Annotated in this window: 19 protein-coding genes; 13 read left to right on the forward strand and 6 right to left on the reverse strand. The window is 54.8% G+C overall.

Translation table 11 applies throughout. The annotated features are described in order from the left end of the window. Positions 1 to 145: 145 nt before the first annotated feature. A complete protein-coding gene (gene aroQ, locus MTX78_RS08420; RefSeq protein ID WP_243801665.1) occupies positions 146 to 592 on the reverse strand; it encodes a type II 3-dehydroquinate dehydratase in 447 nt (148 codons plus the stop codon). 74 nt (positions 593 to 666) lie between these two features. Here aroQ and MTX78_RS08425 point away from each other — a divergent pair, with 74 nt between their 5' ends. Further along, positions 667 to 1,287, forward strand: coding sequence for a hypothetical protein (locus tag MTX78_RS08425; RefSeq protein WP_243801667.1), 621 nt, complete (start codon positions 667 to 669; stop codon positions 1,285 to 1,287). 52 nt (positions 1,288 to 1,339) lie between these two features. Next, on the forward strand, positions 1,340 to 2,239 hold the full coding sequence (gene xerD / locus MTX78_RS08430) for a site-specific tyrosine recombinase XerD (protein ID WP_243801669.1): 900 nt from the start codon (positions 1,340 to 1,342) through the stop codon (positions 2,237 to 2,239). Positions 2,240 to 2,330: 91 nt separating this feature from the next. Here xerD and MTX78_RS08435 read toward each other — a convergent pair whose 3' ends face one another. After that, a complete protein-coding gene (locus MTX78_RS08435) occupies positions 2,331 to 2,738 on the reverse strand; it encodes a hypothetical protein (RefSeq protein WP_243801671.1) in 408 nt (135 codons plus the stop codon). Between the two features lie 124 nt (positions 2,739 to 2,862). Here MTX78_RS08435 and MTX78_RS08440 point away from each other — a divergent pair, with 124 nt between their 5' ends. The 8 genes from MTX78_RS08440 to MTX78_RS08475 all read left to right on the forward strand — a co-directional run bounded on the left by MTX78_RS08440 (position 2,863) and on the right by MTX78_RS08475 (position 13,962). Beyond that, positions 2,863 to 4,557, forward strand: coding sequence for a DUF6044 family protein (locus MTX78_RS08440; RefSeq protein WP_243801673.1), 1,695 nt, complete (start codon positions 2,863 to 2,865; stop codon positions 4,555 to 4,557). Between the two features lie 115 nt (positions 4,558 to 4,672). Continuing rightward, on the forward strand, positions 4,673 to 7,630 hold the full coding sequence (locus tag MTX78_RS08445) for a DNA translocase FtsK (RefSeq protein WP_243801675.1): 2,958 nt from the start codon (positions 4,673 to 4,675) through the stop codon (positions 7,628 to 7,630). A 119-nt stretch (positions 7,631 to 7,749) separates the two neighbouring features. Then, a complete protein-coding gene (locus tag MTX78_RS08450) occupies positions 7,750 to 8,394 on the forward strand; it encodes a LolA family protein (protein WP_243801676.1) in 645 nt (214 codons plus the stop codon). A 210-nt stretch (positions 8,395 to 8,604) separates the two neighbouring features. Beyond that, on the forward strand, positions 8,605 to 9,903 hold the full coding sequence (locus MTX78_RS08455; protein WP_243801678.1) for a DUF2851 family protein: 1,299 nt from the start codon (positions 8,605 to 8,607) through the stop codon (positions 9,901 to 9,903). After that, positions 9,900 to 11,162, forward strand: a complete 1,263-nt coding sequence (locus MTX78_RS08460; RefSeq protein WP_243801679.1) for a hypothetical protein — start codon at positions 9,900 to 9,902, stop codon at positions 11,160 to 11,162. Before MTX78_RS08455 ends, MTX78_RS08460 begins: the two co-directional genes overlap by 4 nt. Positions 11,163 to 11,266: 104 nt before the next feature. Beyond that, a complete protein-coding gene (locus MTX78_RS08465; protein WP_243801681.1) occupies positions 11,267 to 11,899 on the forward strand; it encodes a NeuD/PglB/VioB family sugar acetyltransferase in 633 nt (210 codons plus the stop codon). Between the two features lie 94 nt (positions 11,900 to 11,993). Beyond that, positions 11,994 to 12,947: an oxygen-dependent tRNA uridine(34) hydroxylase TrhO gene (gene trhO / locus MTX78_RS08470; protein ID WP_243801683.1), complete on the forward strand. Its 954-nt coding sequence runs from the start codon at positions 11,994 to 11,996 to the stop codon at positions 12,945 to 12,947. Positions 12,948 to 13,089: 142 nt separating this feature from the next. Continuing rightward, positions 13,090 to 13,962 carry a nucleoside phosphorylase gene (locus MTX78_RS08475; protein WP_243801685.1) on the forward strand — a complete coding sequence of 291 codons (873 nt, stop codon included), beginning with the start codon at positions 13,090 to 13,092 and terminating at the stop codon, positions 13,960 to 13,962. Between the two features lie 160 nt (positions 13,963 to 14,122). On the opposite strand, the gene MTX78_RS08480 is transcribed toward MTX78_RS08475, so the two are convergent. Continuing rightward, positions 14,123 to 15,136, reverse strand: coding sequence for an acyl-CoA reductase (locus tag MTX78_RS08480; protein WP_243801687.1), 1,014 nt, complete (start codon positions 15,134 to 15,136; stop codon positions 14,123 to 14,125). Between the two features lie 252 nt (positions 15,137 to 15,388). On the opposite strand from MTX78_RS08480, the gene MTX78_RS08485 reads away from it, so the two are divergent. Continuing rightward, entirely contained in the window at positions 15,389 to 15,739 is a 351-nt protein-coding gene (locus MTX78_RS08485; protein ID WP_243801689.1) for a 4Fe-4S dicluster domain-containing protein, read from the forward strand. A 129-nt stretch (positions 15,740 to 15,868) separates the two neighbouring features. Here the strand turns inward: MTX78_RS08485 and MTX78_RS08490 are convergent, their stop codons facing one another. The 3 genes from MTX78_RS08490 to MTX78_RS08500 form a co-directional block, all read right to left on the reverse strand. Continuing rightward, positions 15,869 to 16,723: a M12 family metallopeptidase gene (locus tag MTX78_RS08490; RefSeq protein ID WP_243801691.1), complete on the reverse strand. Its 855-nt coding sequence runs from the start codon at positions 16,721 to 16,723 to the stop codon at positions 15,869 to 15,871. 351 nt (positions 16,724 to 17,074) lie between these two features. Beyond that, a complete protein-coding gene (locus MTX78_RS08495) occupies positions 17,075 to 18,202 on the reverse strand; it encodes an adenine nucleotide alpha hydrolase family protein (protein ID WP_243801693.1) in 1,128 nt (375 codons plus the stop codon). A 198-nt stretch (positions 18,203 to 18,400) separates the two neighbouring features. Beyond that, a complete protein-coding gene (locus MTX78_RS08500) occupies positions 18,401 to 19,228 on the reverse strand; it encodes a carbon-nitrogen hydrolase family protein (RefSeq protein ID WP_243801695.1) in 828 nt (275 codons plus the stop codon). A 377-nt stretch (positions 19,229 to 19,605) separates the two neighbouring features. On the opposite strand from MTX78_RS08500, the gene MTX78_RS08505 reads away from it, so the two are divergent. Beyond that, the gene (locus tag MTX78_RS08505) at positions 19,606 to 22,266 is read left to right on the forward strand and encodes a valine--tRNA ligase (RefSeq protein WP_243801697.1); all 2,661 of its coding nucleotides are present in this window, start codon (positions 19,606 to 19,608) and stop codon (positions 22,264 to 22,266) included. 253 nt (positions 22,267 to 22,519) lie between these two features. Then, positions 22,520 to 24,556: a S9 family peptidase gene (locus tag MTX78_RS08510; protein WP_243801699.1), complete on the forward strand. Its 2,037-nt coding sequence runs from the start codon at positions 22,520 to 22,522 to the stop codon at positions 24,554 to 24,556. The last annotated feature ends 528 nt before the right edge of the window (positions 24,557 to 25,084 follow it).

Raw genomic sequence — 25,084 nt, forward strand, 5'->3', positions numbered from 1 at the left:
AGTGGAGTCTGAGAAAAGCGAGTTGCAAAGGTAGGAACAGCGAATTGGCGAAATAGTGAGACGCTGAAATAGTGGGTTGAATGTTAAGCTTGTGCTGCTCGGAAGCCAAGACAAACAGGTACAAACGCCTCACTGCTTCGCTTGCCTACACTTTGAAGCCCAAGCGCTTCGGCCGAAGGCTATCGAAATATTGCACAGCTAGCCGGTAGCTTTCCAGCTTGAAACCGCTAATGGTACCCACGCAATGCTTCCCAAGCAGGCTTTTCTGGCGGAACTCTTCGCGGGCGTGCAGGTTGCTTAAGTGCACTTCCACCACGGGAGCGTTGATGGCCGCTACTGCGTCGGCAATGGCTACGCTGGTGTGGGTGTAGCCACCGGCATTAAGAACTATGCCATGGTATGTGTACCCCACTTCGTGCAGCTTATCCAGCAACTGCCCTTCGTGGTTGCTTTGGAAATATTCGATGGTAAGGTCCGGAAAAGCCGTGCGTAGCTCGGGCAAGTAGTCTTCGAAGGAGCGGGTACCGTAGATGCCGGGCTCGCGCCGGCCTAATAGGTTGAGGTTGGGGCCGTTGAGGATGAGAAGCTGCATGAAGTGGACTTAGGGAATGAGTGAGTAAATGGCAGGCGAATAGGCTACAGGAAAAGCAAGTAGCTTGCAACACTATGAAAACATTAACGCATTGCCGCCGCCGGATGGATAGTTTGCTCTTGGCGTGCTTGTTATTAGTTGGCAGCACTGCCTGCGATAAGGAAGAAGATATCACCAAGGAGAAAATGCCCGATGCCACACAGGAGGGTAAAGGCACGTTCGGCTGCCTGGTGGATGGCAAGCTCTGGCTGCCTTACAACCCCAAATCAGCCAGCATGTTACCGGCCGACTACACGCTTAAAACATATACTTTCCCAGTTGGGGCGTCTGGGTTGACAGTGGATATCCAAAACTACGGAGCCAATGGAGACAATGCGGGAATTGGCCGTATGAGCCTTTCCTTACGCTCAGCTAGTGCCATTGCGCCGGGCGTGTATACGCTGAGTCAAGGTTTTAGCGCTTCCGCCAACAACAACAACAGCACTACGTCATCGGGGGGACTTGAACTGTACGACACAGCGAACGGCACCGGCTCTGTGACTATCACCAAGATTGAGCCCCGCACAAAAACCGTAAACGGGATTACCACCCGTAGCACCATTGTAGCGGGAACGTTTCAGTTCACGGCTCGTAGCCCAAGCGGTAAAACCATCACTGTCACGGACGGACGCTTCGACTTGTCGCCTTCTCAGTAATCGGTGGGGGAAAGCGCGCGCTGGTTGGGAGCTGTACTTACCTTTGGGCTCTATGACTTGGTCTATCATTATTCGTCAGTTCGAAGGCTACTTGCAGCTGGAAAAGTCGCTCTCAGCTAATTCGGTGGAGGCCTACGTGCGCGACGTGGGCAAACTGCGGTACTTCCTGGAAATACGGCACCTGCCCAACAAACCCAAGGAAGTGACTACGGTGCTGCTGCGCGAGTTTCTGGACTGGCTTGGGGAGTTAGGGATGAGCGCCACGTCGCAGGCGCGCACGCTGTCTGGCATCAAGGCGTTCTACAGCTTCATGATTATGGAGGACCTGTTGGTCATTGACCCCACCGATACGCTGGAAGCCCCCAAAACTGGCCGCAAGCTCCCTGATACGCTCAGCTACGAAGACATTGTGCAGCTACTCGAAGCCGTGGACTTGAGTACGGCCGAGGGCACCCGCAACCGCGCTATTCTGGAGGTGCTCTATAGCTCTGGCCTGCGGGTGAGCGAGCTAACCGAACTGCGCCTTTCCAATTTGTACGTTGATCAGGGGTTTGTACGCGTAACGGGCAAAGGCAACAAGGAGCGCCTCGTTCCCATTGGCCGCGACGCACTGAAGCACGTGGGTTTCTACCTGCAAGGCATCCGCTGCCACCTCGACATCAAACCCGGCAACGAGGATTTCGTGTTCCTAAACCGCCGAGGAGCGAAGCTCTCCCGCATCATGATTTTCAACATCATCAAAGAAGCCGCCGACAAAGCCGGCGTACGCAAGAGCATCAGCCCCCACACCTTCCGACATTCTTTCGCCACGCACCTCATCGAAGGAGGGGCCGACTTACGGGCGGTGCAGGAAATGCTCGGCCACGAGAGCATTACCACCACCGAAATCTACACGCACCTCGACCGCGACTACCTACGCCAAGTTATCACCGCCTTTCATCCCCGTAGTTGAGGATGTGAACTGATGACTAGTGAACTAGTGAGATTGACGTTGGGCTGGCGCGAGTTGCGCAATCAAAATATTAACCTCACTAGTTTGCCCCTCACTGATGGCAGCCGCGCAGCCAATCCTCGGCATCATCCACCGACTCAAAGAGTTGTAGCTCGGTGCCGATACTGCGGGTCCAGCTGGTGTCCAAGTCGCTGACGTTGGCATTGCCGCCGGGCTGCATTACGTGGGCCACGCAAGCGGGCGGCGTTGTATGCGTGCTATCCCAGGCATAGCGCAGCCACGTCAGAGAGTCAAACCAGGGGTTGAGTACCTGGCTGTTATCGTTGAGGAAGAGAGTAACCACTGGATTGCTGAGCACACCAAGCGACGAAACAATGCTTTGTAAGGCGTGTTGCGGATTGATGAAGCCGCGCCACGTAGCACGCAGCCATTTGTTGTGGGCATCATATTCAACTTGGCAGAATGGCTGCTCGGCTGGAATTGAAGAAAGTTGTGACATAGGACAATGCAAGGACAAAGAGAAACCTTAATCGGGCATTGCAATAGGTAGTAGGAAACAGCAGGGCAGTGGTAATTTCGCAGCAAATCTAATCATTGTGCCATCATCTAGGATATCTAATTTGTTGCGAGTTTCGCCTTTGGTGCTGGCTTTAGTGGGCTTGCTTCTGTTTCTGACACCCTTTTTGGTGTTGCAAGAGCAGAGCTACGTGACCATAGACGACAACCTGGAAGCGGAATTCGCTATTCCCTATTTGCTTGTCCAGCAAGGGGTAGCGTTGGATCAGCACCCTGCTGTAGAGTTGCCCGCCGTGATGAACGGCTTGCCTCGCAACGCGGCCCGCTCGGGCCTAAGCGTGACGGTCGGACTGTTCGAGTTGTTGCCACCCTGGGGCGTGTATTTGTTGCAACAAGCCCTAGTGCGGCTACTTGGGCTGCTGGGCATGTACGCGTTGCTGCGGCGGCACTGGCTGTCTGGTCCTCATCACAAGTTCACTGCGGCGGCCCTGGCCTTGTGTTGGGCAACGTTGCCACTATATTCCATGTACGGGGTATCGGTGCTGGGGCAGGCCGGGCTGCTGCTGGCCTTTCTGGAACTGCGCCAGGGCACTAGGCGGTGGTGGCCGTGGCTAATAGTAGCGGCGTTTCCTTTCTGGACCATTTTTGCTTTTGTTGGCCCATTCGTGCTAACGGCGCTGGGCGTGCTGACTCTCTATGATTGGCGCCGGACAGGCAGGCTGCCAGTTCGTTTGGTGGCGGGAGTGCTGCTGCTGCTGGGCGCATACTTGGTGGTGGAGTGGCCGTTGTTTAACTCTATTCTGATTGCCAAGCAGTTCGTGCCCCACCGCCTCGAGTTTGATATGCGGCAAATCACCCCGATGGGGTTGGGGGCGGGGCTACGCAGTGCCGGGCAATTCTTTTTTATGGGGCAATACCACGCCAGCCGCTTTCTGCGCTTGGCAGGGTTGCTGGCAGTGGGCGTGGTGCTACTCCGAACTCCGGCTGGGCAACGCCTAACGCAGTTGTGGCGCTTCGGTTGGTGGCTGTTGGTGCTGCTAGGGCTGGCCGTGTTCAGCGGCTTCTACCCACAGATGGTGGCCGTTGTGCAGCCGAAGTTTCCAGCGTTAGGCGCGTTCAATTTCGGGCGCTTTCACTACTTAACGCCCTTGCTATGGTTTGTGGTGCTGGCGCTGGCTTTGCGCCAATTGCCTGGGCGCTGGCAAGCCGGCCTGCTTGGGGTGCAGTTGCTGGTGGGGGTAAGCATGAACCCCGAATGGCTGAACAACTTGCGCGAGCTAGCCGGTCGGCCAAATCCGCACGAGCCAAACTACGCAGCGTACGTGGCCCAGCCACTATTCAAAGATGTCGAGCAAACCATCCGGCAGCAGACAGGCCTACGGCCAGCGCAGTACCGGGTGGCTTGTTTGGGTTTTCCGCCCGCCGTAGCTCAGCTCAACAATTTCTACACCCTCGACTCCTACCAAAACAACTATCCTTTACCCTACAAGCACGCCTTTCGGCCGCTCATTGCCGGCGAACTAGCCAAGAGCCCCGTGTTACGAACCTACTTCGATGCGTGGGGCAACCGCTGCTTCCTATTTTCCGCCGAATTGGGCAAGGATTTTCGCGTTGGTGCGTTTCAGCACCGCGTAGTGCAGGATTTCACGTTCGATACTAGTACCTTCCGAAAGCTAACCGGACGCTATGTGTTGTCAGCGGCACGGCTTGCGCGGCCTGCTCGTAGCGGCCTCCGTCCGGTTGGTGTGTTCAGTAGGCCAGATGCCTACTGGCGTATCTATCTATACGAGGTGATACAGTAGAAAGAACCACAGGCTAGTTACTACTACAATTCCAAGGTGGAACTGTAAGCTTGCTGGTTCAGTATCTCATCCCCTCACCTAAAAATGCCTAGATTTGGCCCTTTGGAGCGTTAGAATGGCTAAAAATACGTACAAACAAGATCAACCTACGCCAGTTGGCCGGGCCAATGAGCCCCGACAGCCGCGTACTACCGTGCCGCGGCCGGCTCCGGCCGAACCCGCTGCTCCGCGTGAAAACCGTCGGGCTTCTGAAAGCCGCCCGGCTGCTCCCAAAGCGCCTCGTCGTCCCCTGAAGCTACCTTCTTTCAACTTCGGCGGCATGTTTGCCTTTGTGCGCGACCGGCGGTTTCAGCTATTCCTTGGCTTTTTCTTTTTGCTGGGCTCGCTCTATCTAACAATTGCCTTCCTCTCGTTCCTGTTCACGGGCCACGCCGACCAAAGCGTGGTAGCTGGGCTAGACCGGACCACGGTGAAAGATGCCGGCCAGGAAACAGGCAATTGGTTTGGGCTTCTGGGGGCTCTCGTAGCGCAGGTGTTCATTTACAAAGGGTTCGGCGTAGCAGCTTTTGCGCTTATTCCCATCGTATTCTTCCTGGGCTATAAGATTGTGTTCCGGCGAGCAGGCGTGTCGGTGAGCTACGTTCTGGCGCTCTGTACCTTCCTGATGGGGTGGCTCAGTGTGCTGCTCGGATACGTGGTGCTGACCATGCAAACACCCGGAGCCGATCCGGCGCTTGGGCATCGGCTCGATTTTCTGAGCGGTGGTATCGGCTACGAAGTGGCTCTCTGGCTTGACAGCCTGATTGGGTGGGGAACTGTGTTGCTCCTGGCTTTCCTACTGATTTCCTTTGTCGTGTTCTTCTTCAACGTTACCTCGCTCGCTTTACCTCGTTTCGGAACCGAAGCAGGGGAGGAAGACGAGCCAGTAGGCAACCCACACGTTGCCTCTGAGCCGCGTGCGGTAGTAGGGCAGGAGGCATTTGGCCCGGCCGCTATAGAAGAGGAACCGGAACGGGATTTGGGCATAACAGTCCGCTCGTTGCGGCCTACGCCCGTGGTAACTCGCCCTGCTGCCGTTGTCCGCCCCGAAGCCGACGAGGAACCGGATGCTCCTGTTGTTACCTCTGGTTCTATAGCTTCGCCTGCCTTTAGCGTGGCGCCAGCCGCTGGCGCTGCCGCCCTGACGGGAGCCGCCGCTGCGTTGCCCGTTGCTGGTGCTGCATTGCCGCTCACAGTAGCACCAGCTACCGTTGCACTCAATGTTGCTAATGCTGCTGCTACTATGGCATCAGGTGGCGCTGTGGCCCCTGCCAAAGGGCCAAGCTTTTCTATTGAATCGGCCGTTGATCCGGAGCCGGTAGCCGCTATGCCCACGCGGGTGCCCACGCCCCTCTCATTGGCTGATCTGGTTGATAACGATGCCCCCCTGCCAGCGGCAACTTCTCAGCAGCCCGCCTTGCAGATTGCAACCAAGCAGGGCGAGCTGGACCCCGCCGCCGGCGCCGACATGGCCGTTATTGCCGACGAAGACGAGGATGCCGACGCCATGCCGGCCGTCAACTACGACCCGACGCTGGACCTTTCGCGCTACCAGTACCCCACGCTGGAATTGCTCAACGACTATGGGCAAGCCAAAGCTCAGGTATCCAAAGAAGAGCTGGAAGCCAACAAGGACCGCATTGTGGAAACGCTCGGTCACTACGGCATCAACATCGCCAGCATCAAGGCCACCATTGGCCCCACGGTTACGCTCTACGAAATTGTGCCGGATGCCGGGGTGCGTATCTCCAAGATCAAGAGCTTGGAAGACGATATTGCCCTGAGCTTGGCCGCGTTGGGCATCCGGATTATTGCCCCGATTCCCGGCAAAGGCACCATCGGCATCGAGGTGCCAAACACCAAGAAGGAAATGGTCAGCATCCGGTCGGTGTTCAGCACCGAGAAGTTTGCCCACACCGAAATGGATTTGCCCATTGCCTTCGGACGGACCATCACCAACGAAGTGTTTGTGGTGGACTTGGCCAAAATGCCTCACTTGCTGATGGCGGGTGCCACCGGCCAGGGTAAGTCGGTGGGACTGAACGTGATTCTGGCCTCCTTGCTTTACAAGCGCCATCCAGCCCAGCTTAAGTTCGTGCTGGTTGACCCCAAGAAGGTGGAACTAAGCATCTTCAACAAGATAGAGCGCCACTTCCTAGCCAAGCTGCCCGATACCGAGGAGGCCATCATCACCGACACCAAGAAGGTGGTGAACACGCTGAACTCGCTGTGCATGGAAATGGACCGGCGCTACGATTTGCTGAAAGACGCGGGTTGCCGCAACCTCAAGGAATACAACCGCAAGTTCATCGAGCGGCGCTTAAACCCCAAAAAGGGCCACCGTTACTTGCCATTCATCGTGCTGGTAATCGACGAGCTGGCCGACTTGATGATGACGGCTGGCAAGGAAGTGGAAACGCCCATTGCACGCCTAGCGCAGCTGGCGCGTGCTATCGGCATTCACCTCATTGTAGCCACCCAGCGTCCTTCCGTAAACGTTATCACTGGTATTATCAAGGCTAACTTCCCGTGCCGGATTTCCTTCAAGGTGACCTCCAAGATTGACTCGCGCACTATCCTCGATGCTGGCGGCGCCGACCAACTGGTAGGCCAGGGTGACATGCTCATCTCGCAGGGCTCCGACATTATTCGGGTGCAGTGTGCCTTCATCGACACACCCGAGGTGGACCGCCTCTGCGACTACATTGGCGAGCAGCAGGGGTATCCGGATGCTTACTTCTTGCCTGAGGTGGTAGGCGAATCGGGTGGGGGCAACGGCGACATGGAGGACATGGACCCCGCCCAGCGCGACTCGATGTTCGAGGAAGCCGCTCGCGTTATTGTCACGCATCAGCAAGGCAGCACGTCGTTGCTGCAACGCCGTTTGAAGCTGGGGTACAACCGGGCAGGCCGTCTGATCGACCAGTTGGAGCACGCCGGCGTGGTAGGTCCGTTTGAAGGGAGCAAGGCCCGCGAAGTGCTGATTCCTGATGAATATAGTTTGGAACAGTTGTTGAATGCCTTACCGAAATAGGTAGGCAAGCACGATATAGAGCCCGGGAAGGATCATTTTAAACTTCTTTTTGTTAAGTCTTAAACAAAGCCCGGCTACGTACGTCTTTGTACTACTCTCTACTGAACCACTTTTTTGTAATGAAAAAAATTCTCGCCCTGTTTGCGCTTTCAGTGTCCCTCTTCACTACTGCTACCGCGCAGCAGGACCCCAAAGCGGGTAAGATTTTAGACCAGATGAGCGCCAAATATCAGGCAATGAAAGCCTTCAAAGCCTCTTTCACACAAACGCTGGAAAACGATGCAGCGAAGGTGAAAGAGAACATGAGTGGCGACATCACTGTGAGTGGTCAGAAGTTTCGCTTGAAGATGAGCGGCCAGGAAGTCATCAACGACGGCAAAACCATGTACACTTACATGAAAGCCGAAAACGAGGTGAACATCTCTGATTATGAGTCAGATGAGCAAGAGATTTCGCCCGCCCAGATTTATACGCTCTACAAGAAGGGGTACAAGTACTCGTATGTACAGCAAGCTAAAGAAGCCGGTGAATTGGTTGATATTATTGAACTAGCTCCCGAAGACCGCAGCAACCCTATTTTCAAGGTGCGCATGAAAGTGAGCAAGACGGATAACTCGGTAAAAAGCTGGCAGATGTTCAAGAAGAACGGCAACCGCTACACCGTTAAAATCAACAAGTTCACGCCCAACGTGCCTGTTGATGCCACCACTTTCGCATTCGACAAAGCCAAGTACAAAGGTGTAAAGGTTATCGACCTACGCTAAAACCTACTGCTAAATGGTCCGGCCCGCTTCTGCTTAGTGCAGAGGCGGGCCGTTTTGGTTCTGAAAAGGTGGTGTCAAAGGGTCTAATGCATCTTTTGTTGAAGAAAGGCCACTAGTAACGGGTTGCACTAAATGCTACGCTTACCTCTATGTGGAGTAGTAGCGTCAAATGACAACGCGTATATTTCGTGCTATTTATTTGATTGAATTATGCAGGAAGACTTTCTCCATTATGTGTGGCAACACCAATATTTCGATAAAACTGATCTACGTACTACCGATGGCCAACTGATTACCGTTCTCAAACCCGGCTACCGCAACGCCGACGCTGGCCCGGACTTCTTGACGGCCCGGTTGCAGCTAGCCGAAGTGGAGTGGAATGGAGCTGTGGAAATTCATTTGAAAGCCTCCGATTGGCATCGGCATCAGCACCAAACCGATGCCAAATATGACCAGGTAGTGCTGCACGTGGTCTACGAAGCCGACCAGCCGGTCCAGCGCATTGATGGCAGTATCGTGCCCGCCTTAGCACTAGCGTCGCGCATTGCTCCTGACCTGTTACAGGCGTATCAACGGTTGTTGGAGCAGCCCACGGCTGTACTACCCTGCACCACGCAGTTGCCGCTGGTGCCGGAGGTTACGCGCACTAGCATGGTAGAACGAGCCTTGCTGGAGCGGTTGGAGCTGAAAGCGGCCATTGTCTCAGAACTGCACCAACGTGTAGAAGGAGATTGGGAAGCTACGGCATACCACACCTTGGCCACCGCGTTTGGCTTCCAAAAAAATAGCGAGCCGCTGGCCCGGCTTGCCAAGGCGCTGCCGCTGGCTATACTTCGTCGGCACCGCCACGACCCAGTGCAGTTAGAGGCACTCGTATTCGGGCAGGCTGGATTCTTGGAAGAAACCGAAGCAACTGCCGCAGACGAGTACATAGCGAAACTGCGCCGCGAATTTGAATTCTTACGCCACAAATACAGCTTGCATGGTACGGCGCTGGCTGCCCACGAATGGAATTTTTTGCGGCTCCGCCCCGCAAACTTTCCGTCGGTGCGTTTGGCGCAGTTGGTCGCCGTATTGCACGCGCGGCCTGCGCTGTTCGATGCTTTCTTGACTGCCGCCGACCTTCCCACTTTACTGAAGTTCTTCCAAGTGCCTACTGCCGACTATTGGCGAAACCATTATCGGCCTGGTGTAGCCGGCAACGTGCCTAGCCTGGGCAAGAGCAGCATTCACGTGTTGATTACCAACGTGGTAGTGCCTCTGCGTGTAGCGTATGCGCGCCATGTAGGGCAGCCCGAGCTAGTAGAAAGTGTGGTAGCGCTGCTAAGTCTGCTGCCTGCCGAGCACAACCACCTCACCGACGAGTATGCAGCTCTGGGCTTTCAACACCGCAGTTCCGCTGATTCGCAGGGGTTGTTGGCACTCCACCGGACCTACTGTGCTCCGCGGCGTTGCCTGCAATGCGCGGTAGGTAGTCGGATTCTGCAACGCCATCCAGCCAGCCGATGAAGCTAGCGTTGGCAATCCTGCTTAATGCCGCGCTGGCTGCATTATTCTGGAGGTGGCTTCGCACCCAGCTACAGGACCCACAACTAGGACGGTGGCTACTGCCGACGCTGGCACTGAAGCTGCTGGCTTGGGTTGCGGCCTGCTGGAACCTCAGTTCTGATGCCTTGTACATTCAGGTGTTTTCCAATCCCGTTACCCGGCAATTGCGGGAAAGCTTTCCCGCGTGGTTGGAAACGGCTACCAGTGATGCGTTCCACTATCAGGACTGGCATCTGGTGTTTCACGGGTATTCCAATACGTTTTTTATGTGGAAGATCGTATCGGTCCTGAATCTGTTTTCGATGCACAGCCTGTGGCTGAATGCGCTGTATTACACGTTGTTCAGCTTCGTGGCCTGCTGGATGTTGGTGCGGACTATTGCCGATACTTTTCCCGCAACTCCTAAAGGGGCCGCACTGGTTGGGTTTTTAGTCTGGCCAACGGTGGTGTATTGGTCGGCAGGCCTTACCAAGGAGTGTCTGGTGGTTGGGAGTGCGGCAGGACTATTGGCTGTTTTCTTGCAGTGGCTTTATAATAACAAGCCGTTTTCAGCGTGGAGCGTAGTGGTTTTCGTGCTTATGGCTGTGCTGCAGTTCAAGATGCGCTACTTCTTTGCTGCGCTCCTCTTTAGTGCAATGGGGGGGCTTACGGTGGTGTGGGTGGTACAGCAGTTGGGGGGAGCCCGGCGGCGCTGGATAATCGTGGCGGTGTTTGCAGTTACAATAGGTGCGGGGGCGTGGGTAGGGAGTGAAGTAAGCCTGATATTCCGGCAGAATAGAATCACACTCCAGCTGTTGCGCAACTACAATGAATTAAGCCGGCAGTCTGGAACACGACCCCGCATCAAGTTCGATGATTTGCGCCCTACCACTGAGAGCGTAGCGCAGAATGCTCCGCAAGCGGCTTGGGAGGCGCTGAGCCGGCCCTGGTTCTGGGAAGCTGGGGTGCTGTATAAAGTAGTGGGAATGGAAAACGTAGTGCTGCTTGGGGTTCTGGGGGTGGCACTGGTGGCTGCCTGCCAAGGTAGGGGAGGGCGCCTTCCTTTTGCGTTGGTGGTGGCCGTGCTATTCTACTGCGTGGCCATGGCCGTGCTGTTGGGCTTGAGTACGCCCAACCTAGGCACCTTGAACCGCTACCGCGTGGCCTTGTTGCCGTTGTTGCTGTGGCTGGCGCTCCAGAACGAGTACGCAGCCCGTCTGCTTCGGCGAGTTGGCTTGTAAGCACCAGTCGGAATCAAGCAGCTTGAGCGTGGAAGGCTGCGAGCAGTGGCGTATCTTTGTGGTTTGAATTCGGTCGATGCTCTGTCGGCTCCTTCTCGCTACGTATGGAAAACCCCGTTATCATTCTTGGTGCCCAAACCGTGGGTATTGCTGCCCTCGACGCTTTCCTTTCCAACGATGTGGTAGTCTACTGCCTCCTCGACGATGACACCAAGCTCCAAAACACTGAAATATTCGACGTGCCCGTGATGGGTAACACCGACGATAAAGAACTCCTCAAGCTGCTTGGCAAGAAGTGCGAAGTGTTCGTGGCCACAGAAGATACGGCTAGCCGCCGCAGCCTCACCACCATGCTACACGACGAGTACGAAGTGGTACCCGTCAATGCTATTCATCAGCGGGCCAGCGTATCGCCGCACGCCTGGCTCGGTCATGGCAATCAGGTAGGTGCCAATGCTGTGGTGGCCGGCACGGCCAAAGTGGGTAATGGCTGCCTGATTGGGGCCAATGCCGTGGTCGAAGCCAAAGCGGAACTGGGGGATTATTCTCAGTTGAGCCCTGGGGCAATTCTCAACGCCGGCGTGGTAGTGGGCGAGCAAGTATTCATTGGTGCCGGGGTAGTGGTAGTGGCCGGTGTGAAGATTGGCAATAAAGCCCGTATCGGCGCTGGCTCCGTGGTAGTGGCCGATGTACCAGCCAACCAAACCGTGTTTGGCAACCCAGCCGTTAAGGTTTAGTTAGTACTTGAGAAGTAGAGGTTCACAAGTAGGAGACAAGCTTCAAAGAAGCATCCTAGTGTCAATTCTTGATTCTTAATTCTTCCTTAAGAAAATGGATTACCGCGTTTTACTTTACTACTGCTACACGCCGATTGCCGACGCAGAAGCGTTTCGGGAAGAGCACCACCGCCTTTGCTTGCAGCTCAACCTGCGCGGGCGCATCATTGTAGCACCGGAAGGCCTGAACGGAACCGTTTCGGGCCTGACGGCCGATTGTGCGGAATATATGCGGCTGGTGAAAGCCGATCCGCGGTTTGCTGCATTGGAATTCAAAGTAGAAGAAGCAGAAGCCCATACGTTTCAGAAGCTGCACGTGCGCGTGAAGCCGGAAATTGTGCACGTGGGGCTGCCGCATATCAAGCCGTATGAGCGGACCGGCATCCACCTTTCGCCCGAGGAGTTTCGGGACCTGAAAGACCAGGACGACGTAGTTATTGTGGATGTTCGCTCGGATTACGAGTACGAGCTGGGGCGTTTCAAGAATGCCGTAACGTTGGACATCGAGAACTTTCGCGAGTTCCCAGACCGCCTCGAGCGGCTAGAGCAATACAAGGACAAGAAGATTCTCACGTATTGCACCGGCGGCATCAAGTGCGAAAAAGCCAGCGCCTATCTGCTGGAACAAGGCTTCGAGAACGTGTACCAACTGCACGGAGGCATCATCAAATACGGCTTGGAAGCAGGTGGTGAGGATTTCGAGGGCAAATGCTACGTGTTTGACGGCCGTGTGGCCGTTGACGTCAACCACGTCAACCCTACCGTTATCAGTGAGTGCCACCACTGCCACACGCCTTCCGACCGTATGGTAAACTGTGCCAATCCGCACTGCAACGCCCACGTTCCGCTCTGCGAAAGCTGTGGCGAACAAATGCAAGGCGCCTGCTCGCCCGCCTGCCAGGAGCACCCCGACAAGCGCCCTTACGATGGCACCGGCACGTACCCCAAAATCAGCAACCACTACCGCCCCGAGCAAGGCCTGATTTCTTACCGCGCACCCGTTCGCTAGGTTGGCAAGCGGCTGCCTCGCGACGCTAATGCCCGATCTTACTGAGGCGCAAGTCATCATAACGGCTTGTTCTCTCGTAGGAAGGTTCTTCATCGGCATCCGATAACAGACGTTTTGCTTTCCTTCCCCAATCCCTCTCGCCATGCCCATTCCCGAATCTGAGCTGATTTTCAACAAAGACGGCAGCATTTATCATCTCAACCTGCAGCCTGACCACATTTCCGATACGATCATCACGGTGGGGGACCCGGAGCGGGTGGCACTGATAAGTGAACACTTCGACTCCATCGAAACCAAGATGCACAAGCGCGAGTTTGTCTCGCACGTCGGCTATTACAAGGGCAAGCGCTTGACGGTCATTAGCACCGGCATGGGTACCGACAACATTGATATTCTGCTCAATGAGTTGGATGCTTTGGTCAATATTGACTTTATAACCCGCGAAGTGCGGCCCCATGAAGAGCACATTGCGTTGCGCATCGTTCGGGTAGGTACCAGCGGGGCCTTGCAGGCAGATATTCCTGTTGGCTCGCACCTAGTTACCGAGCATGCCGTAGGGCTCGATTCGTTGATGCAGTTCTACCCGTTGGTTGAAACGGGGTTGGAAATAGAAGTGGGCACTGGTGTGCAACAGGCCTTGGCGCTCGACTACCGCCCATACTGCGTACGGGGCACCGATCTGCTGCGCGAGCAGTTGGGAGCCGGCATGGTGGTGGGCAACACCCTCACGTGCCCGGGCTTTTACGGGCCTCAAGGCCGGGTACTGCGCCTCGACTTGCGCCGCCCTGACCTGATCGAGCAATTCCAGAACTTCCGCTACCAAAGCGCCGAAGGCGAGTTCCGGCTCACTAATTTCGAGATGGAAACGGCCGGTTACTACGCACTCGGCCGGCTGTTAGGGCACGAAGTGGTGTCGTTGAATGCTATTGTAGCCAACCGTGCCACCGGCGAGTTTGCTACTAATACCGATGTCGTAATGCACGACCTTATTGCCAAAACGCTGGAGCGAGTATAGCTCACTGCAAGCGCCGTATTAGCTACCACAACAATTTGTGGCTAAGCCATAGCAAAAGGCCGCTCTACTTTTAGAGCGGCCTTTTGGTTTGTAAAGCAGGCGAATGCGAAAACGATACGCCCGACAGTATCAGCCGGGCCTCTGTTGACGTGTTTGCTGCTTATGTTAATTCTGCAAGGAAGGCCATGGTGTCTACTCCATCGGCGTATTCTGATACACCGGGGCACTGGGCCTGCCCGAAAGCCACACTTCCGGCCCATATGCCACTGCCCGAGACAATGCATTGCGTTTGCGCTGCCACATCCGTTAGTTGATCCACCAAGTCCACCTCGTGTGCATACGTGCCGTAATGCAGCACCGAAATAGGAGAAACCAGCAGCGGGCTTTCTAGCAGCAGCAGGAAACCGGTATCCAGGTGGGGTACCCCGTTTACCAGCAGAATGCTTTTGTTGTAGTCGTAGTTGTTGTTGTACTTATGATGGTTGGCTACGTGGTGCCACGGCTGCAAGGAGTCTAGCAGCGGCGAAAAGTTGTAGTTCTTCGGCACGAAGAGCTTGCTCACGTTGCGGCAGCCCAGCCCGTAATAGCGGAAGATATCTTCTCCTAATAGCCCTAATTCGTGGTCGGTTTCGTTGCCGGTTAGTACGGCCAGACTTGTGCGGTTACGGCGGATGATGTGGGGCCGCTTGCCAAAATAGTAGTCGAAATACCGCGCCGTGTTGTCGGAACCCGTGGCAATGAAGGCATCGGCAGCGTTGAGCCGCTCCAGGATCTGCACGCGTTCCTGAAAGCGGGGCTCGATGCGCGTCAGTTCTCCTAAAATCCAGGTCATGAGGATTGCGTCGTCTTTGCTGAGCTTCGCGAGGAGCGTGTGGCCACTTAGTAGCACGCAAAGCGCGTCATGGAAACCCACCAACGGAATATTTCCGGCCATCACAACCCCAACCTGGCGCGGCACAGCCGGCTCAGCGGGGTAGCGGGCTGCCCAGCGCCGCAGAGGCTCCTCAGCCAGCATTTCGCTTATACTATGCACGGCCAGCGTCACGCTAGGCTGGTCGAACCAGGCGTTGCGGTTGCGTGCCTGCGCAGCTAATTGGGCTAAAGTATCGGGGGAGAGTTGGCGCAGGTGCTGGCCTAGGGCAACAAAAGCGGCCAGGCGGTCGGAGTGGATCATGAAAAATCTAAAGGGTGAGGTAACAGATTGGACTCCAAAACAGGAGAGGAAGTTCGGCGTTCAGGCTGCGCGTGGTGCGTAGCAGGATCCACAACCCCGTTACGTTTCCGTTCGAGAGTTCAACGAATAGGAATCCATAAAAAACTCGCAAGGCTACGAGTTAGTTTCTACTTTTACGTGGGCAAGAAACCGCCAAACAAGTTTTTTTCGCGTAAATACACACCAGTACTCACTTCACCTGATTCTACGGCTATGGCCATCATGATAACCGACGAGTGCATCAACTGTGGTGCCTGCGAACCGGAATGCCCCAATACTGCTATCTACGAAGGCGGCGCTGCATGGCGCTGGTCTGATGGTACTGCCTTAAAGGAAGTTACTATTGACGGCGGTAAAACCGTTTCTGGCGTTGCCCCCCAGACTCCCATCTCCGACGAGTATTACTACATCGTATCCGATAAGTGCACCGAGTGCGTGGGTTTCCATGAAGAACCGCAGTGTGCTGCCGTTTGCCCCGTAGACTGCTGCGTAGACGACCCCGACTACCGCGAACCACGGGAAAAACTGACAGCCAAAAAACAGTGGCTGCACGCCGAAGCGTAAGCTTCAGCACTTAAAGTAGCTGGCCCCACAAACAAAAACCCACTCGCAGGAGTGGGTTTTTGTTTGTGGGGCCAGCTACTTGTCTTATTACCTGGTTTTTATAGTTCCAGCTATAAGCGTCGCGCTAGCTTAGTACATGGTATCGATGCCGCTCTTGTCGCCGGCCGACAAGCCGGTGCGCTGGATGTTGAAGGTTGAGCCGTCTTTCTTGACGATAGTGGGCTGGCCGTTCGAGGAGAAAGAATAGGACCCATACATCATGATAGACCCGAAATCCAAGGGGCCAAAGTCGGTGCCCGTATAGCCAAGGGCCGTGTACTTCGCAAAGTTGTTTTCGTACCCGCTTTCGATGTTTCCAGTGTTGATGGTCACGAAATTGTCGCGGTCAGTGCGGGTTTGCTCGTGAAACAAGCCCAGGGCGTGCCCAATTTCGTGGATGGTATTGCCAGTGGAGCAGCCGGAGGCGAGGTTGATGTACTGCACTCTCCCCAGCCGGCCAATGTTGGACGAGCAGCCAGAGCCCACCCGGAACGTAACGTAAGCCGTTTGGGTGGTGCGCTGCACAAACCGAATAGTGGTATTCGCCTCCCAATGGGCAATGGCGTCCGTCACGCGGTTTTTGCTAGGCAAAGCACCGTCAATGGTGTAGTAGATGATGCCGCTCGGCCAAAGCCCGCTGTTGCGGCCGGCACTTTCCGGATGGGCCACCCGATCATTCACTTGCTCCGAGGTAAGTAGAATATCGCCTTCGTATACGTTTTCTCCGTTTACTTCCTGGTAAGCTATCGGCTGCCCCGACAGATAGCCAGTACGGATAGCCCCTGTCTGGCCAGGATAGGCCTCTTCGGCTTTAGCATCCTGGGTGGCCGCGCTGGTTGGATTGCTGTCTGGAGAAACTTCTTTATCACTGGCGCAGCCAGCCAACAACGATAAGGCGCCCAAGCCAGCCGACAAGGTGAGCATGGGTAAAAAGGTTTTCTTCATGGGAGGGTTGGTTTTGGGGTTGGAACAGAACTCGTTTCTTGAATAGAAGGATATTACCCCACATAACCTAGCAATGAATTAATTATGTACTATTCAATTAATTATATATAGACTCAATAAGAGGCAATAGCATTGCGTAAGAAGCGGGCCAAACCCTTAGCGATGCGAGTCTAAAGCGTACCAAAATTGCCGCTCTGTCGTGGCTGAAGCTAGTATGGGAAGGCGGGTGTCCTTGAAACACAAACCTTACAGGCCATCCTACCAGCAGGTAATAGGTATCTATAATAGAAACGGGGCGCAAACTGTACACCACAGCCCGCGCCCCGCTCATACAATGAAATACTAGACTTATTAAGTACCGCAGTTGAAGTACTTATCGTAAGCAGATTCCGGGATCAGATTCAGCTGGCTAAGGATTTTGATAGGCCAACGGAGCTTCCGGATCAGGGAGTAATTGTTAGGGTAGTCGCGGAAGGTTTTGGGTGGAGTTTTTACAATCTCCTCAAATTCCGCACGCGTCAAGCCCAAACGCTTGATGCACAGATTGATTACCCGCTCATCTTCGATGCCGTTGATGTGCTTTATGCGCTCCAAAGCCACCTCCCGGCTCATCTGGTCTGAGCGAACCATGGCGGAATAGTTGAACAGGCGCCGGTCGATGTTGAACTTGGTCCGGTTGAGGTAGTAGATGACGCTTTGATAGAGGTCATCGAAGTAGTGCGCACCAGGGTTCACCCAATCCAGTTCCCGGGTCAGCAATTCATCTACATCAGCCCGGACGTAGTCTACGTGGTAGAGCAGCGTTACGGTCTTGATACGGCGGATGAAAGCGTAGTAGAACATCTGCTCCAAATCCAAGTGAAAACCAGGATCATTGGGCTTCCAAGGGCGCAGCGGGACAGTACCAAATCGTTTGTGTACCGCCTTCAGATATTTGCCATCCAGGTAGTTCCAAGTAAGCGGCGCAATGCCTTCCGTTCGGAACGACTGCCCGATTACCACCCGCTGGATGCCTTCTTTGGCTGCCACGCCATACAGTGCCGTGGCAATGCCTACGTCGGTGCCCTCTTCCATATCCGGCGTAGAAGCCTTTAGGAAGGCAATCTTCAGGTCTTTCGATTCGCGCCAGTCCGAGGTAATGGTACGCATTTCCACCCCAAGCTTGTGGCAGGCTTTTACCATGTTCTCGCCGGCTACAGGGTTGCCGAAGCCGTCGTTGAAGTGTACGGCTAACGGGCGCAACCCTAGCTTCACCACGCAATACCAAAGGGTAAACGACGAGTCGCGGCCACCACTGACGCCTAACACGCAGTCGTATTTTTTACCTCGGCCTAATTTCTTCAGGTCGGCGGCAATTTCCTGCACTTTGCGCTGTCCGGCTTCACCTAGAGGGAAAGCTCGGTCCATATGGTCGTGTACCTCACAGAAATTACATTCTCCCTTAGGATTGAAGGTGATGCCAGGAACCGTAGTATCCATGATACAACGCGTACAGCGCTGGTACCCTTGAGCAGTATGGGAGTGGGATACGGTACCTTCGCGAGTACGAGTCTCCATATTGTATGGTGAAAAGGGGAAGAGCAGGTTGGTGTTGTAGCCTTGCAGAATGCAAGACGGAGCAGGAAGTGAAGCAGAACAGAAAGGGTCGGAACTCGATGAATTCCAGGTAGTACGGAATTAAGACGGCAAGGTATCAAACTTAAAGCCCTTACGCAGCAACATCTCTCCAATTTGCGTGCCCTTTTCCCCTCTGTTGGGGCGAGGTATATCAACCACCACTAAATCGCCGGCAAACTCATTGAATTTTCCTTGGGCACGTACACCGGCCGCATCAACGGCCAACGAGCAGCCAATGCTTTTCTTGCCTTCATAAGGGCCACCTACAATGTAGCCTACAGAAGTAGTGCCTACCACAGCCACGTTGTAGAGGCGCGCCAGAATGGAATACGGCTTCACCCATTTCTCACGGTAGGGGTCTTGCTCTTCTGTGATAGAATAGTCGACGGTCCAGGAGGAAGGTGAGAGAATAAACTCGGCACCCATGCGGGCTAGCGTGTGCCCAATGGATAACCCGTCGATAAAGTTGTCGGCGCAGATGTTGACGCCAATTTTACCGAGCGGAGTATCCACTACATTGAGCGTTTGGCCTACGGCGTAATAGGGCTGTTCTACCGTAAGCAAGTTGATTTTGTGGTACTTAGTAAGTATTTCTCCTTCGGGGTTGATCAGCAGTGCCGCATTGTACACTTGGCCATTAGGAGCCAGCTCGGTGAGACCCGCACAGATGTAGATGTTGTGCCGAACAGCTTCTTGGCACAGCAGGTCGGAGTAGGTACCCGGAATGGGTTGTGCTTCCGTAAGGGCGCTTGGGTGCGTCCAGGCGAAGTCCAGCGTTTCGGGTAGCAAAATGACGTTGCAGCCGCGAGAGGCGGCTTCGGCTATCATGAGGGCCGCTCGTGCCAAGTTGCGGTCTGGTTCGCCACCTTCCACCAGCAATTGGCCCATTCCAATCCGAATGGTATCTGTGGCGGATGGCGTACTGGGTGTTGTTACCTCGGGTGCTGCTGGAGCAGGAGAAACCACTGGCTGTGGAGCAGGAGTTCTACGAAATTTAAACAAAGCGGCCATGCTGCGAATCCAAAAAAAAGCCAGTGTTAAGGTGATTTATGCCATACATCTACCTTGTAAGATGTACAATAAGATCACCCTTTTTTCAACAAAGCAACCCAAATATAGGCTTAATCATTGATTTTACTGCCTTTAATTGTGATTAACGACAGAATAAAAACAAGACATCAACGATAGACAAGGGGGCTCAAGTAAGGCATGCGCGTAAAACCCTACTTTTGGGGCTAATATAAACTGACTTTTTCCTATTGTCGATGTCCATCGCCAAAACGTACACTCCCGCTGAGGTTGAAGCCAAATGGTACCAACGCTGGCAGGAACAGGGCTTTTTCAAAGCCAAGGCTAATCCGCAGAAACTTCCTTACTCGGTGGTAATTCCGCCGCCCAACGTGACGGGGGTTCTGCACATGGGCCACATGCTCAACAACACCATTCAGGATGTGCTGGTGCGCCGCGCCCGTATGCAGGGCAAAGAAGCCTGCTGGGTGCCCGGTACTGACCACGCTTCCATTGCCACTGAAGCCAAAGTAGTGGCCTCCCTTAAAGAGAAAGGCATCGAGAAGAAAGACCTGACCCGGGAGCAGTTTCTGGAGCATGCCTGGGAGTGGAAAGAAAAATACGGTGGTATTATTCTGGAGCAGCTCAAGAAGCTAGGCGCTTCCTGTGACTGGGACCGGACTCGTTTCACGATGGAGCCCGAACTGACCGAAGCCGTTTTGCGCGTGTTCGTGGACCTCTACCAAAAGGGCCTGATCTACCGCGGCATCCGGATGGTGAACTGGGACCCCCAGGGCGGCACCGCCGTGTCCGATGAAGAGGTTATTGCCAAGGACACCATGGCCAAGATGTACCACCTGCGATACGAGGTAGTGGGTGGCCAGAACGATACAAATGGTCAGCCATCGGCCACTGGTAACTCTATCACCGTGGCTACCTCTCGCCCCGAAACTATCATGGCGGACGTGGCGGTAGCGGTGAACCCCAACGACCCCCGCTACACGCATCTGCACGGCGCCAAAGTTCGGATTCCGCTGCTCGGTCGTGAAATTCCAATTATTCTGGACGAGTACGTTGCTATTGATTTCGGGACGGGCGCGCTGAAAGTAACGCCTGCGCACGACCTGAACGACTATGAGCTGGGCTTGAAGCACAACCTGCCCGTTATCGACATTCTCAACAACGACGGCTCACTCAATGAGAAAGCCGAACTGTATGTTGGGCAAGACCGGTTTGCGGCGCGCCGTAACATTGTGAAAGACTTGGAAGCTGCTGGCTTGCTCGATAAGGTAGAGGAATACGCCAGCGTATTGCAGACCTCTGAGCGCACCGGTGCGGTAATCGAGCCCAAGCTGAGCTTGCAGTGGTTTCTGAAAATGGACCACTTGGCCAAGCCGGCGCTTGCTGCCGTCGAGAACGACGAAATCAAGCTGCATCCGCCCAAGTTCAAGAACATGTACCGGGCGTGGATGGAGAACGTGCACGATTGGTGCATCTCGCGTCAGCTGTGGTGGGGCCAGCGCATCCCGGCTTACTACCTGCCCGACGGCAGCTTTGTGGTGGCCCTCACACCAGAAGAAGCCCTGAAGCTGGCCCGTGAAAAGAGCAGCAACGAACAGCTACAGCTCACGGACTTGCGCCAGGACGATGATGTACTGGACACCTGGTTTTCGTCGTGGCTGTGGCCGATTTCGGTGTTTGATGGCTTTAAAGACCCCGACAACGCCGACGTCAACTATTTCTACCCAACCAATGATTTGGTGACGGCCCCCGAAATCCTGTTTTTCTGGGTGGCCCGCATGATTATGGCCGGGCTAGAGTACCGCCGCGAAGTACCGTTCCGCAACGTTTACCTCACCGGTATCGTGCGCGACGACCAGGGCCGCAAGATGAGCAAGCAGCTCGGCAACTCGCCCGATCCGCTTGACTTGATTGCGCAGTACGGTGCCGATGGCGTGCGGACGGGCATGCTATTCTCGTCGCCAGCCGGCAACGACTTGTTGTTTGATATCAAGTTGGTAGAGCAGGGCCGCAACTTCACTAACAAGCTCTGGAACGCCTTCCGCCTCACGCAGGGGTGGGAAGTGGATGCCTCCTTGCCGTTTGCGAATGCCAAAGCCGTAGAGTGGTTCTCGGCCAAGCTGCACACCACGCTCACCGACCTGAACGAGCACTTCGACAAGTTCCGGATGAGTGATGCGCTGATGACGGTGTACAAGCTGGTATGGGACGACTTCTGCTCGTACTACCTGGAAATGGTGAAACCGGCTTATCAGGCCCCCATCGACCCCGAAACCCTGCGCCATACTACTGGCTTCCTGGAAACCTTGCTGAAGCTGCTGCACCCGTTCATGCCCTTTATCACCGAGGAAATTTGGCACGAACTGGCCGAGCGGGGAGCAAAGGACTACGTGTGCGTGGCCGCGTGGCCTAAGGTGCAGGCCGTATCAGGTGCTCCGGAGCTACTGGCCCGTATGGAGCGGGCGCTGGAAATTGTAGCCGGCGTACGTACCATTCGGAACCAGAAAGGCCTAGGACCCAACAAGCCGTTGACGCTGGCTGCTAAAACCGACGATGCCGCGCTACTGCACGAGTACGATGGCGTTATCAGGAAGCTGGCGGCCTTAAGCGAAATCAGTTTGGTGGATGCCGCACCGGCGGCTTCCGTCAGCTTTGTGTCGGGCGGCGCCGAATTCTTTGTGCCGTTGGAAGGGCAGATCGACTTGGGCGCAGAAAAAGCACGCCTCGAAAAAGAGCTGGAATACGCCCAAGGGTTCCGCGACTCTGTGTTGAAAAAACTGTCCAACGAGAAATTTGTGCAGAACGCCAAGCCCGACGTATTGGAGCGGGAGCGGCAGAAACTAGCCGACGCCGAAACCAAGATTACAACCCTGCAGCAAAGCTTGAATAGTCTTTAATGTTGCTTCAACGGACTAACAGGTAGAGACCTGCCTACAATAAGGCCCTCAGCAGGACAGCCGAGGGTCTTGCTGGCAACAACACGCTGGCCGTTTTCTGGAGCCTTGCTATGGTTCAGGAGGCGGCCAGCTTTCGTTGGAAGTACTGGCCGCGCATTTCAACTTTTCCAGCAGCCCGTACTTTCTTCTTTAAGCGGCTTCCAAACTACTGACAGTAGGTGGCCGTACCCTTGGTCAAACAGAACTGTATTTCATGCGCACTCCCCCCATTGCCACGCCCAAACCCAAGCAGATCACCTCGCCTCACGGCACTCGCACCGACAACTATTATTGGCTAAATGAGCGCGAGAACCCAGAGGTAATCGACTATTTGAGCGCTGAGAATGCCTATTTCGAGCAGGAAATGGCCCCGGTGAAAGAGCTACAGGCTGAGCTGTTCACGGAAATCAAGAGCCGCATCAAGGAACAGGACGAGTCGGTACCGTACCACGACAACGGCTACTACTACTATGTGCGCTACGAAGCTGGCGGCGAGTACCCTATTTATTGCCGGAAAAAAGGCAGCTTAGAGGCTCCCGAAGAAGTATTGCTCGATGCCAACGAAATGGGGCAGGGCCAAGCCTACTTCCAGATTGGCGGGTTCCAGGTAAGCAACGACAACCAACTCCTAGCTTTCAGTGTGGATACGGTGGGCCGCCGCATGTACACGCTGCGCCTCAAGAACCTGGCAACGGGCGAACTGTACCCCGAGCAAATACTTAATACCGGGGGGGAAGCCGTGTGGGCCGCTGATAATCAAACCGTGTTCTACTCCAAGCAAGACGAAAACACGCTCCTGACCTACCAGATTTACCGCCACCAACTCGGCACCGATCCGGCTGCCGATGTGCTGGTGTACGAGGAAGAAGACAACACCTTCCATATCGGGGTGGGGCGCTCGAAGTCACGGCAATACATTTTCGTGCAGATGGGGAGCACCATGTCGTCGGAGATGCGCTACCTGGAGGCCACCAACCCAGCGGGCGAGTTCCAGGTGTTCTTGTCCCGGGAAGCCGACCATCTGTATGAAATCGAGCACTTCGAGGATAGCTTCTACGTGCTGTCCAATGCGGACGCGCCTAATTTTCGGCTGCTCAAAACGCCGGTTTCAAACACCAGCAAGGCAGCCTGGCAGGAGATAATCCCGCACCGTCCTGATGTGTTTCTGGAAAACATGGAGCTGTTCCACGACTATCTGGTGCTAGGTGAGCGGCAAGAGGGCTTGCTGCAATTGCGCGTGATACAGTGGAAAGACAAGCAGGAGCACTACCTCAACTTCGGTGAGCCCACGTACACGGCGGCCATCAGCATCAACCCGGAGTTCGACACGCACGTGCTGCGCTATGGGTATTCGTCACTCACTACACCAACGAGCACCTACGACTACAACATGCGTACCCGCACCAAAACCTTGCTGAAAGAGCAGGCCGTGTTGGGTGAGTTCAAGAAGGAAAATTACGTGACCGAGCGGCTATACGCCACCGCGCAAGACGGCACCCGTATTCCGATGTCCATCGTGTACAAGAAAGGCTTCCAGAAGGATGGCACCGCCCCTGTGCTGCAATACGCCTACGGTTCCTATGGTATTTCCATCGACCCAAGTTTCAGCGCGGCCCGGTTGAGCTTGCTGGATCGGGGCTTTGCCTACGTTATCTGCCACATCCGGGGCGGGCAGGAACTAGGTCGGCAGTGGTACGAAAACGGCAAAAAGCTAAACAAGAAAAACACCTTCACTGATTTCACTGATTGCTCGGCTTTCCTGATTAAGGAGCAGTACACGTCACCGACTACGCTGTTTGCAGCGGGCGGCTCCGCGGGCGGCTTGCTAATGGGCGCAGTCATAAATATGCACCCCGAGTACTACAAAGGCGTAGTAGCGGCCGTACCCTTCGTGGACGTAGTAACTACCATGCTAGACGATACGATTCCGTTGACCACCGGCGAGTATGATGAATGGGGCAACCCCAACCAGCGAGAGTACTACGACTATATGCTTTCGTATTCGCCTTATGACCAGGTCAAAGCTCAGGCCTACCCTAACCTGCTCGTCACCACGGGCCTGCATGATTCGCAGGTGCAGTACTTCGAGCCCGCTAAGTGGGTGGCCAAGCTACGCGCCACCAAAACCGACAACAACCTCGTGCTTCTCCACACCGACATGGAAGCGGGCCACGGCGGGGCCTCCGGCCGCTTCAAATCCATTCATGACGCTGCGCGGCAATTCTCTTTCATGCTGCTGTTGTTGAAATAAAAACACTAAACGCGTCTTGCCAACTCGGCTACCCATAGCTCCTTGAGTTGACGAAACGCCAACTAAAACGTGCCCCGTGCAGCGCCCTACATCACTGGTAGGTGAGCTACACGGGGCACGTTTTAGTTGGCGTTTCGTCAACTCAATTAAATGTCAAAGTGTGGGTTGCGCTTAGAACTACGTATTAGCCAACGAAAGTATTTGCTTGGCCACTAAACCCAGCCGGAGTTTTCAAGTCTTTCAACTGAAGAAGACGTATTCCTACCAAAACGCCACAAGAAACCTATGTATTCCTGTAAGATAATGTAAATGTCGCTATACCAGATGAATAGCTGCGCCAATCCGGTAACAATTGGGGGTTGCTTGTTCTTATGGCTAGTAGGAAGTGTACGAAAGGCAAGAGCAAGTACAGGCACTTGAGCAACCCGTCTATATAGATAAGCAACAGTCATGAATTATTAATAAGGGGTAGGGGAGCCACTAATTAGCAGAAACTGTGTCTGTGGGTGCGGCTACCCAGCAGGAGGC

The organism is Hymenobacter tibetensis, assembly GCF_022827545.1.
GTDB lineage: Bacteria > Bacteroidota > Bacteroidia > Cytophagales > Hymenobacteraceae > Hymenobacter > Hymenobacter tibetensis.

Coding starts and splice junctions, on each gene's coding strand:
- aroQ (WP_243801665.1), bottom strand. CDS start 592: ATGCAGCTTCTCATCCTCAACGGCCCCAACCTCAACCTATTAGGCCGG.
- MTX78_RS08490 (WP_243801691.1), bottom strand. CDS start 16,723: ATGAAGAAAACCTTTTTACCCATGCTCACCTTGTCGGCTGGCTTGGGC.
- MTX78_RS08455 (WP_243801678.1), top strand. CDS start 8,605: ATGCAGGAAGACTTTCTCCATTATGTGTGGCAACACCAATATTTCGAT.
- MTX78_RS08500 (WP_243801695.1), bottom strand. CDS start 19,228: ATGGGCCAATTGCTGGTGGAAGGTGGCGAACCAGACCGCAACTTGGCA.
- MTX78_RS08510 (WP_243801699.1), top strand. CDS start 22,520: ATGCGCACTCCCCCCATTGCCACGCCCAAACCCAAGCAGATCACCTCG.
- MTX78_RS08450 (WP_243801676.1), top strand. CDS start 7,750: ATGAAAAAAATTCTCGCCCTGTTTGCGCTTTCAGTGTCCCTCTTCACT.
- MTX78_RS08460 (WP_243801679.1), top strand. CDS start 9,900: ATGAAGCTAGCGTTGGCAATCCTGCTTAATGCCGCGCTGGCTGCATTA.
- trhO (WP_243801683.1), top strand. CDS start 11,994: ATGGATTACCGCGTTTTACTTTACTACTGCTACACGCCGATTGCCGAC.
- MTX78_RS08480 (WP_243801687.1), bottom strand. CDS start 15,136: ATGATCCACTCCGACCGCCTGGCCGCTTTTGTTGCCCTAGGCCAGCAC.
- MTX78_RS08485 (WP_243801689.1), top strand. CDS start 15,389: ATGGCCATCATGATAACCGACGAGTGCATCAACTGTGGTGCCTGCGAA.
- MTX78_RS08465 (WP_243801681.1), top strand. CDS start 11,267: ATGGAAAACCCCGTTATCATTCTTGGTGCCCAAACCGTGGGTATTGCT.
- MTX78_RS08505 (WP_243801697.1), top strand. CDS start 19,606: ATGTCCATCGCCAAAACGTACACTCCCGCTGAGGTTGAAGCCAAATGG.
- MTX78_RS08475 (WP_243801685.1), top strand. CDS start 13,090: ATGCCCATTCCCGAATCTGAGCTGATTTTCAACAAAGACGGCAGCATT.
- xerD (WP_243801669.1), top strand. CDS start 1,340: ATGACTTGGTCTATCATTATTCGTCAGTTCGAAGGCTACTTGCAGCTG.
- MTX78_RS08425 (WP_243801667.1), top strand. CDS start 667: ATGAAAACATTAACGCATTGCCGCCGCCGGATGGATAGTTTGCTCTTG.
- MTX78_RS08435 (WP_243801671.1), bottom strand. CDS start 2,738: ATGTCACAACTTTCTTCAATTCCAGCCGAGCAGCCATTCTGCCAAGTT.
- MTX78_RS08445 (WP_243801675.1), top strand. CDS start 4,673: ATGGCTAAAAATACGTACAAACAAGATCAACCTACGCCAGTTGGCCGG.
- MTX78_RS08495 (WP_243801693.1), bottom strand. CDS start 18,202: ATGGATACTACGGTTCCTGGCATCACCTTCAATCCTAAGGGAGAATGT.